Genomic DNA, 7,254 nt, shown 5'->3' with positions numbered 1-7,254 from the left:
AGATGGCAATCTGTCTTTTTAGTATGTCATAAATTTGTTATTTACTAAAGAAAAGAGAATCCAAGACAGAAATCAGTTTATTTTCTGTCTTGGATTCTTTAAAATATTTCTTAACTTAATGACATTGGGCTAAGCCACCTTTTTTCGTGTGAAGTAAAAGATGAAGACCTAAGAGTGTTTTAGATTAAAGTTTAGTTATCTATTAATAAATAAAAAGTTTGAAATGTAGTAGACTAAAATATAAAATGTAAGAGGATATGACTTTTTATATATAATAAACATTATGCATAAAATAGGAGGTTCTTATGAGTAAACTACAAAGAATAGATAAAATACTATCCAATATGGGGTATGGTAGTAGAAAAAACATAAAAAAGATAATGAAAAAAGGAAGGGTTACAATAAATGGTGATATTGTAAAGGATAGCTCAAAGAAAATTGATCCATATTATAATAAAATAGAGATAGATGGTATTTTAATTGAATATAGGGAGTATATTTACCTGATGATGAATAAACCCGATGGAGTTGTATCCTCTACCGATGATCCTATAAATAATACTGTAATAGATTTAATAGATGACAAATATAAAATATTTGAACCATTTCCAATAGGTAGATTAGATAAAGATACAGAAGGTTTATTAATATTATCCAATGATGGGAAATTAGCTCATAATTTATTATCACCTAAAAAGCATGTAAAGAAAACCTATTATGTTGAAGTGGAGGGAAGAGTAGATAGTGGGGATATAGAAAAATTTAATGATGGAGTTATATTAGAAGATGGATATAAGACCATGGCGGCGGAAATGGATATAATAGAAAATGATGATATATCTAAGGTATATTTAACAATAAAAGAAGGGAAATTTCATCAAGTAAAAAGGATGTTTGTAGCTATAGGAAAGAAGGTTTTATATCTTAAAAGGGTTTCAATGGGTAATATAGAGCTCGATAAAAGTTTAGAAACAGGAGAGTATAGGGAGCTTAAAGAAGAAGAAATTAATCTTTTGATTGAATAGAATAAATGAATATTACTATTATACATGGGGTTGTATAATGTTTGCCATAGCCGATATTATAGTATATAATGATAGAATAAAATAGAAAAAATAAGAATTACTTTACATATATATGATACGACTTATGGACATTTATATGTATACAAATAACTATATACTTTTATTAATTATATTGGAGTGGTAATAAATGAATATAAAAAATAATATACCCAATTTATTCACATTGTTGAATTTGTCACTAGGAATATTAGCTATACTATATATTTTTGATAGTCAACACTATATTTCATCATTATTAATATTGTTGGCTGCGCTATTTGATAGATTCGATGGCAAGCTTGCTAGAAGGTTTAATGCCACCACTAGTCTAGGAAAAGAATTAGATTCTTTATGTGACCTAATATCATTTGGAGTGGCACCATCAATATTGATTTGGAATATAGAACTTATAAAGTTAGGTATAATTGGAGTTATAATTACCATACTATTTGCAGTAGCGGGAGCATATAGATTGGCTAAATATAATATTACAGACTTTGAGGGTGTATATGTGGGATTTCCAATAACGTTAACAGGGGGAATAGTTACATTGGCGGCTCTCTACACTATTAGATACAATATAAATATGTATTTTTTGAGCTCGTTAATGTTATTTTTATCATACTCTATGATTAGTACTAAAATAAAATTGAGAAAAAGATAATAAGATTTATGTTATAATAATATTGTTATTAATTTTAAATATTAGATAGGGTGTTTATTGTGGCTTATACTAGACGTAAGAGTATTTTTGACAGATTTTTCGAGCATAGGGATTCTTTAATAATTCAATTTAGGAATGGTGATATTACAAAACGAGAGTTTTTACAAATGAATTTCGATTTTATACAAAAAATTAGGATGAAACCCTTTGATAGAGTAGATAGCTTTGAAAAGGGAATGTATAACTACCAATATTATAATATGCTTGCTAAATATTACACCATGTTAGGTGTAGATATAAAAAGGCAGGGAAAACATTATAAATACTTTAAGAATCATCTAAATAAAGCACATCGTTATTATAATGAGAAGGATAAATCAACCTTGAAGTTATTAAGATACTTAGAATTTGAAAATGTAGATGCTTATTTTATAAAGGTAGAATCAGAAAAACTTAAAAACAAATTATATGAAATTGTTTTAAATGATTATGAATTTGCAATATTTCATTCTAAAAGCAAATGGTTGTTAAAAATATTAAGAGCAAATGGTGTTTTTGAAGAAGGAAAGAGGAAATCTCTCATTGATAATTACATTAATGAAAAGTATTAAAAGAGAGGCCAAGGGCCTCTCTTTTGTGTAGGGAGCAGAGTACAGAGAAAAACTTGGAACATTTAAAACCCTGTACCCTGTTCCCTGTACTCTGCACAAAACAATCACCCGTACGGGTGATTGTTTTCAAAGACTATTTTGCAAGTATTTTTACCATGGTTTCTAAAGAGCTATTTTTTTTAATTTTAAACTCTCCAGGTTTTAATTTTGTATCTAATTTTAACTCTGTTGCCGTATTTAAAAAATTCCATTTATTATCCACCAGACCCTTATCCACTAAAATATCCGCTATCTTAAAGGCAGATGTACCTTCAGGGATAGAAATATTCACTACTTCATCAGTATTTTCTTTATCATTAGATCCAGTATTGTTTTTATCTTCGTTAGATTTTTCATTATTTGTTTCTGAGTCTTGTATATCTTCACTATTACTATCACTTTTAACACCATTATCTTCAAGATCATTTACTTCCTTATCAGAAGCTTCTTCAATTGAAGTGTCATTTTCTTCTATTAAATTAGTATTTTTCTCAGCAATATCTGTTTTTTCAGGAGTGTCAGTTTCTTTAGCTATAACAATATCACTATCAGTATTGAATAGTAGATCTACCCTCCACATAATAGTGCCCCCTACAGCTATAACAATTACAATAATAAGTATAAAGTCCATCGAATCATATAATAGGTCTTTGATTTTTTCCGATAATTTATTCAAGTTATTCACCTCAATTTTTATTATTACATCATAATGATATCATATTTAATAGTAATATTTCAATATTTGATGTATTAAATCGAATAAGAAAAATATGGGTAAAAAATGTCATAATCTAAGGCTACATAAAATTATTGTATAGTATAAAAGAAAATATGATAGAATTAAAATATAAGGTGGTGTTTGTTTGAATGAAATAACTATAAATACAAATGAAAAAAACCAAAGAATCGATAGATTTTTAAAAAAATATATGCCAGAGGCTTCAAAGGGTTTTATATATAAAATGCTAAGAAAAAAAAGAATTAAATTAAATAATAAAAGGGCTAAACCAAATATAAACCTTAAAGAGGGTGACAAAATTCAGTTTTATATGTCCACAGAAACAATAAATAAATTTAAAGAATATAAGAAAGTAGAAGATGTGGTTATAAGATTTAAAGTCACATATGAAGATGAAAATATTATAATAATAAATAAACCTAAAGGGTTATTATCCCATTCAGCTGGTAATAATGAAAACACTGTAGTGAAACAATTAATATCCTATTTACATAAAAGAGGAGAGTATGATCCTGAAAAAGAGAAAACATTTATTCCTGCTATATGTAATAGATTAGATAAAAATACAAGTGGAATTATAATAGGGGCAAAAAATAACTTAGCACTACAGTCTATTAATGAGAGTATTAGAAATGGAAATATAGATAAGTATTATAAATGTATTGTTAAGGGGAAGGTTGCCACTGATAAAGAGTTAAAGGGATATTTAATAAAAGAACCGAAGACTAATAAGGTTGATATTTTAGGCCATGAAATAAAGGGAAGCAAAAAAATACATACAAAAATAAAAATATTAAATGAAAATAAAAATTTCACTATGTTAGAGATTGAATTATTAACAGGGCGTACCCATCAAATTAGAGCCCATTTAGCTTCTATAGGCCATCCTATTATAGGAGATTTGAAATATGGAGATAAGAAGGTTAATAAATATTTTTTAGGTAAATATAAATTGGAAAATCAGTTTTTACATGCTTATAAAATAGTTCTAAACGGTTTGGATGGTAAGTTAGACTATTTAAATAATAAAAAAATTGTGGCACCTATGGATACAAAAGCAAATATAATAAAAGAGGAGTTATTTGGTAAATAAAGGGGGACTTGTTTTTGAAAGTTACTAGGGCTAGGGAAAGGGATTTACCAGCCATTATAGCTATGTGGGAAAAGCTTTCTAATTGGCATAGACCTTTTAGTGACTATTTAGAACCTGCATCAGATTGGAGAGAATATTTAATGGAGTCCTTTAAAAAGGATCTAAACAATAATGGAAGATTATTGTTGATAGCCAAAGAAAGAAAATATAATATAGGATTTATTAGAGGAGAGATAAGAAATACAAATGAGATGTTTCATCAGAAACCTGTGGGCTATATTAGTGATTTATTTGTAGAGGAGTTTTATAGAGGACATAGTGTTTCTGATAATCTTGTTGGTGAAGCTATATGCTGGTTTAAAGGTCTAGGTATAGATTATATTAGATTGAATGTAAACTCTCAAAATATTAACGCAATAAGATTTTATAACAGAGTGGGTTTTAAGGAAGTTAATAAAACACTATCTTTGAAAATTTCCAATAATTAACTGATATAACATGATAAATTTAAGATAATATGTTTAAAAAAATAAATATTACACATCCTAAATATGAGTAAAATCATAAGGAGGATGATATTGTGAAAGTAAGAGAAGTTATGACATCTGATATTTCAACTGTCACTGAAAATAGCTCTATAAAGGATGCTGCAAGTCAAATGAAAAGTTTAAATGTTGGAGTAATGCCTGTTTGTAATAACTCTAACAAACCTATAGGTATAGTGACTGATAGAGATATTGTAATTAGGAATGTATCAGAGGGAAGTGATATAAACACGCCAGTTAGTAATATAATGTCAAAAAATATTGTATCAGTGACTCCTGATACTGATATCCATGAAGCAGCAAAAATTATGGCTCAAAATCAAATAAGAAGATTACCTGTAGTGGAAAATAACTCTATAGTAGGAATGTTATCTATAGGAGATTTAGCTGTGAGAAATATATATACAAATGAAGCTGGAGCAGCTCTATCAAATATTTCTCAACCTAGTAAACCAATGATGTAAATAGTAAATATAAAATATTTTTAGTTATTGGGGGATTTATGATCCCCCAATTAATTTAAAGAATCATATCTTAAACACTTAAATTTTGGGTATATATAACTGAATAGGTTTATAACAAATAAGATTAAGGGGGATGTATATGGTAAAAAATAAAGAAGTTGTTGAAGTATCTATTGAAAACTTAGGAGAATTAGTAGTTAAAAAAAATATTAAAATTATAGACGTAATAAGAAAAATAAAGCCTAGGGAATATAAGAAATATTTAGGAGCACTTATAAATAATGAAGTTAGACACCTTAATTATAAAATAACGGAAGATACTACACTTAAACTCTTAGATATAACTAATAAAGATGGAATGAGGATATATGTTAGAACATTATCTTATATATTTATTAAAGCTTGTAGTGATATACTGCCAAATTGTGAAGTAACCATTGAACATTCATTAAGCAAAGGACTGTATACAGAGATACATAATGTTGATAATATTGATTTAGATACAATAGATAAAATAAAATCCAAAATGAAGGAGATCATTAATAAAGATTTACCTATAACTAGGGAAAAGATGCCTAAAGAAGCGGCGATTAAGATTTTTAACAACCAAAATATGAAGGATAAAATAAGGCTATTGAAACATAGAAATAAAGAGTATAAACATGTATATAACCTAGATGGATTTTACGATACATTTTATGGTTACTTAGCGGTGTCCACTGGATGTATAGGGGAGTTTGATTTAAAATATTATCACCCTGGAATAATAATTAGATTTCCGAGAAAAGAAGAAAACTTTAAAATACCAAAGTTTGAAGAACATAGTAAGTTATCAAAAATATTTAGGGAAGCAGAACAATGGGGAGATATATTGGATGTAGGTTATGTTTCTTCATTAAACGATAAGATACTTAATAATTCTATACATGAATTAATAAGAATATCGGAAGCTTTACATGAGAAGAAAATTGCCAACATAGCTGATAAAATTTGTGAAAATGATGATATTAGATTAATACTAATAGCAGGACCTTCATCATCGGGAAAAACCACATTTGCCCAAAGGTTATCTACCCAACTAAAAGTAAATGGCAAGAAGCCTATATCAATTTCATTGGATGATTACTTTGTAAATAGGGAAGATACTCCATTGGATGAAAATGGCCAGTATGATTTTGAATCCATAGATGCTATTGATATAGAAACCTTTAATAGTGATTTGATAAAACTTTTAGAGGGCGAAGAAGTTGAAATTCCCACATTTAATTTCGTAACAGGAACAAGGGAATATAGAGGAAATAAAATCAAAATTGATAAAGAAAATGCAATTATTATAGAAGGAATACATGGTTTAAATGAAAAGTTAACTTCATCAATACCTCAAAAAAATAAATTTAAGATATATGTAAGTGCATTAACCCAGCTTAATATTGATGGACATAATAGGATACGTACAACGGATACTAGGTTAATACGAAGAATGGTAAGGGACCATAACTTTAGGGGAAATGATGCTACTAGGACTTTAGAGTTATGGAGCTCTGTAAGAAGGGGAGAAGAACGAAATATATTTCCTTATCAAGAGGAAGCCGATGTAATGTTTAACTCTGCCCTTGTATATGAACTTTCAGTTTTAAGAAAGTATGTGGAGCCTTTATTAAAAGAAATTGATAAAGATAATAGATTCTATTCAGAGAGTAAAAGATTATTAAAATTTGTTAAATATTTTAAAAATATTAATAACGAAAATAATATACCCTGTACCTCTATAATAAGGGAATTTATTGGAGGAAGTTGCTTTAAGGAAGAATAGTCAGTTTTGACTATTCTTTTTTTATGTGTGCCCAGCATGGACACAGTCTATAGGGTGAAAGTCCCGAACACCGAAGGTGATATAGGTGCTAGCTAAAGACAAGGGTGTCCACCGTGAGGTGGAATCTGAAGGAAGTCGGCGGCAAAATCCCGGTCTGAGGTATACGAATCACATTTGAGGCTGTCTATAGTTGGATAAGGTTGCATAACAAACTAAAGTCCG

Annotated in this window: 8 protein-coding genes; 7 read left to right on the top strand and 1 reads right to left on the bottom strand. The window is 28.3% G+C overall.

Going from position 1 to position 7,254, the window contains the following annotated elements; translation table 11 throughout:
* The first annotated feature begins 305 nt into the window (after positions 1–305).
* The 3 genes from V6137_RS20265 (at position 306) to V6137_RS20255 (ending at position 2,339) form a co-directional block, all read left to right on the top strand.
* Positions 306–1,025, top strand: coding sequence for a pseudouridine synthase (locus V6137_RS20265; RefSeq protein WP_425449762.1), 720 nt, complete (start codon positions 306–308; stop codon positions 1,023–1,025).
* Positions 1,026–1,212: 187 nt separating this feature from the next.
* Positions 1,213–1,728, top strand: a complete 516-nt coding sequence (gene pssA / locus V6137_RS20260) for a CDP-diacylglycerol--serine O-phosphatidyltransferase (RefSeq protein ID WP_425449761.1) — start codon at positions 1,213–1,215, stop codon at positions 1,726–1,728.
* Between the two features lie 50 nt (positions 1,729–1,778).
* The gene (locus tag V6137_RS20255; RefSeq protein ID WP_425449760.1) at positions 1,779–2,339 is read left to right on the top strand and encodes a DUF6648 family protein; all 561 of its coding nucleotides are present in this window, start codon (positions 1,779–1,781) and stop codon (positions 2,337–2,339) included.
* 133 nt (positions 2,340–2,472) lie between these two features.
* Here V6137_RS20255 and V6137_RS20250 read toward each other — a convergent pair whose 3' ends face one another.
* Positions 2,473–2,958, bottom strand: coding sequence for a hypothetical protein (locus V6137_RS20250; protein WP_425449759.1), 486 nt, complete (start codon positions 2,956–2,958; stop codon positions 2,473–2,475).
* Between the two features lie 283 nt (positions 2,959–3,241).
* Here V6137_RS20250 and V6137_RS20245 point away from each other — a divergent pair, with 283 nt between their 5' ends.
* From V6137_RS20245 to V6137_RS20230, 4 genes are all read left to right on the top strand, one after another.
* Complete coding sequence (locus V6137_RS20245) at positions 3,242–4,210, top strand: RluA family pseudouridine synthase (protein WP_425449758.1); 969 nt, start codon at positions 3,242–3,244, stop codon at positions 4,208–4,210.
* A gap of 14 nt (positions 4,211–4,224) precedes the next feature.
* The gene (locus tag V6137_RS20240) at positions 4,225–4,698 is read left to right on the top strand and encodes a GNAT family N-acetyltransferase (RefSeq protein ID WP_425449757.1); all 474 of its coding nucleotides are present in this window, start codon (positions 4,225–4,227) and stop codon (positions 4,696–4,698) included.
* Positions 4,699–4,790: 92 nt separating this feature from the next.
* Positions 4,791–5,219, top strand: coding sequence for a CBS domain-containing protein (locus V6137_RS20235; RefSeq protein WP_425449756.1), 429 nt, complete (start codon positions 4,791–4,793; stop codon positions 5,217–5,219).
* Between the two features lie 139 nt (positions 5,220–5,358).
* Positions 5,359–7,032 (top strand): uridine kinase family protein, encoded by a 1,674-nt coding sequence (locus V6137_RS20230; protein WP_425449755.1) that lies wholly within the window; start codon positions 5,359–5,361, stop codon positions 7,030–7,032.
* Positions 7,033–7,254: the final 222 nt, after the last annotated feature.

The organism is Dethiothermospora halolimnae (genome assembly GCF_037577855.1).
In the GTDB taxonomy this organism is placed as follows: domain Bacteria; phylum Bacillota; class Clostridia; order Tissierellales; family VENL01; genus Dethiothermospora; species Dethiothermospora halolimnae.
Note: the sequence above shows the minus strand (reverse complement) of the source record. Positions and strands in the feature narration are given on the sequence as shown.

Bases quoted from the DNA above. Each gene is read 5' to 3' on its own strand.
- pssA (WP_425449761.1), top strand. From the start codon at position 1,213: ATGAATATAAAAAATAATATACCCAATTTATTCACATTGTTGAATTTG.
- V6137_RS20265 (WP_425449762.1), top strand. From the start codon at position 306: ATGAGTAAACTACAAAGAATAGATAAAATACTATCCAATATGGGGTAT.
- V6137_RS20250 (WP_425449759.1), bottom strand. From the start codon at position 2,958: ATGTGGAGGGTAGATCTACTATTCAATACTGATAGTGATATTGTTATA.
- V6137_RS20230 (WP_425449755.1), top strand. From the start codon at position 5,359: ATGGTAAAAAATAAAGAAGTTGTTGAAGTATCTATTGAAAACTTAGGA.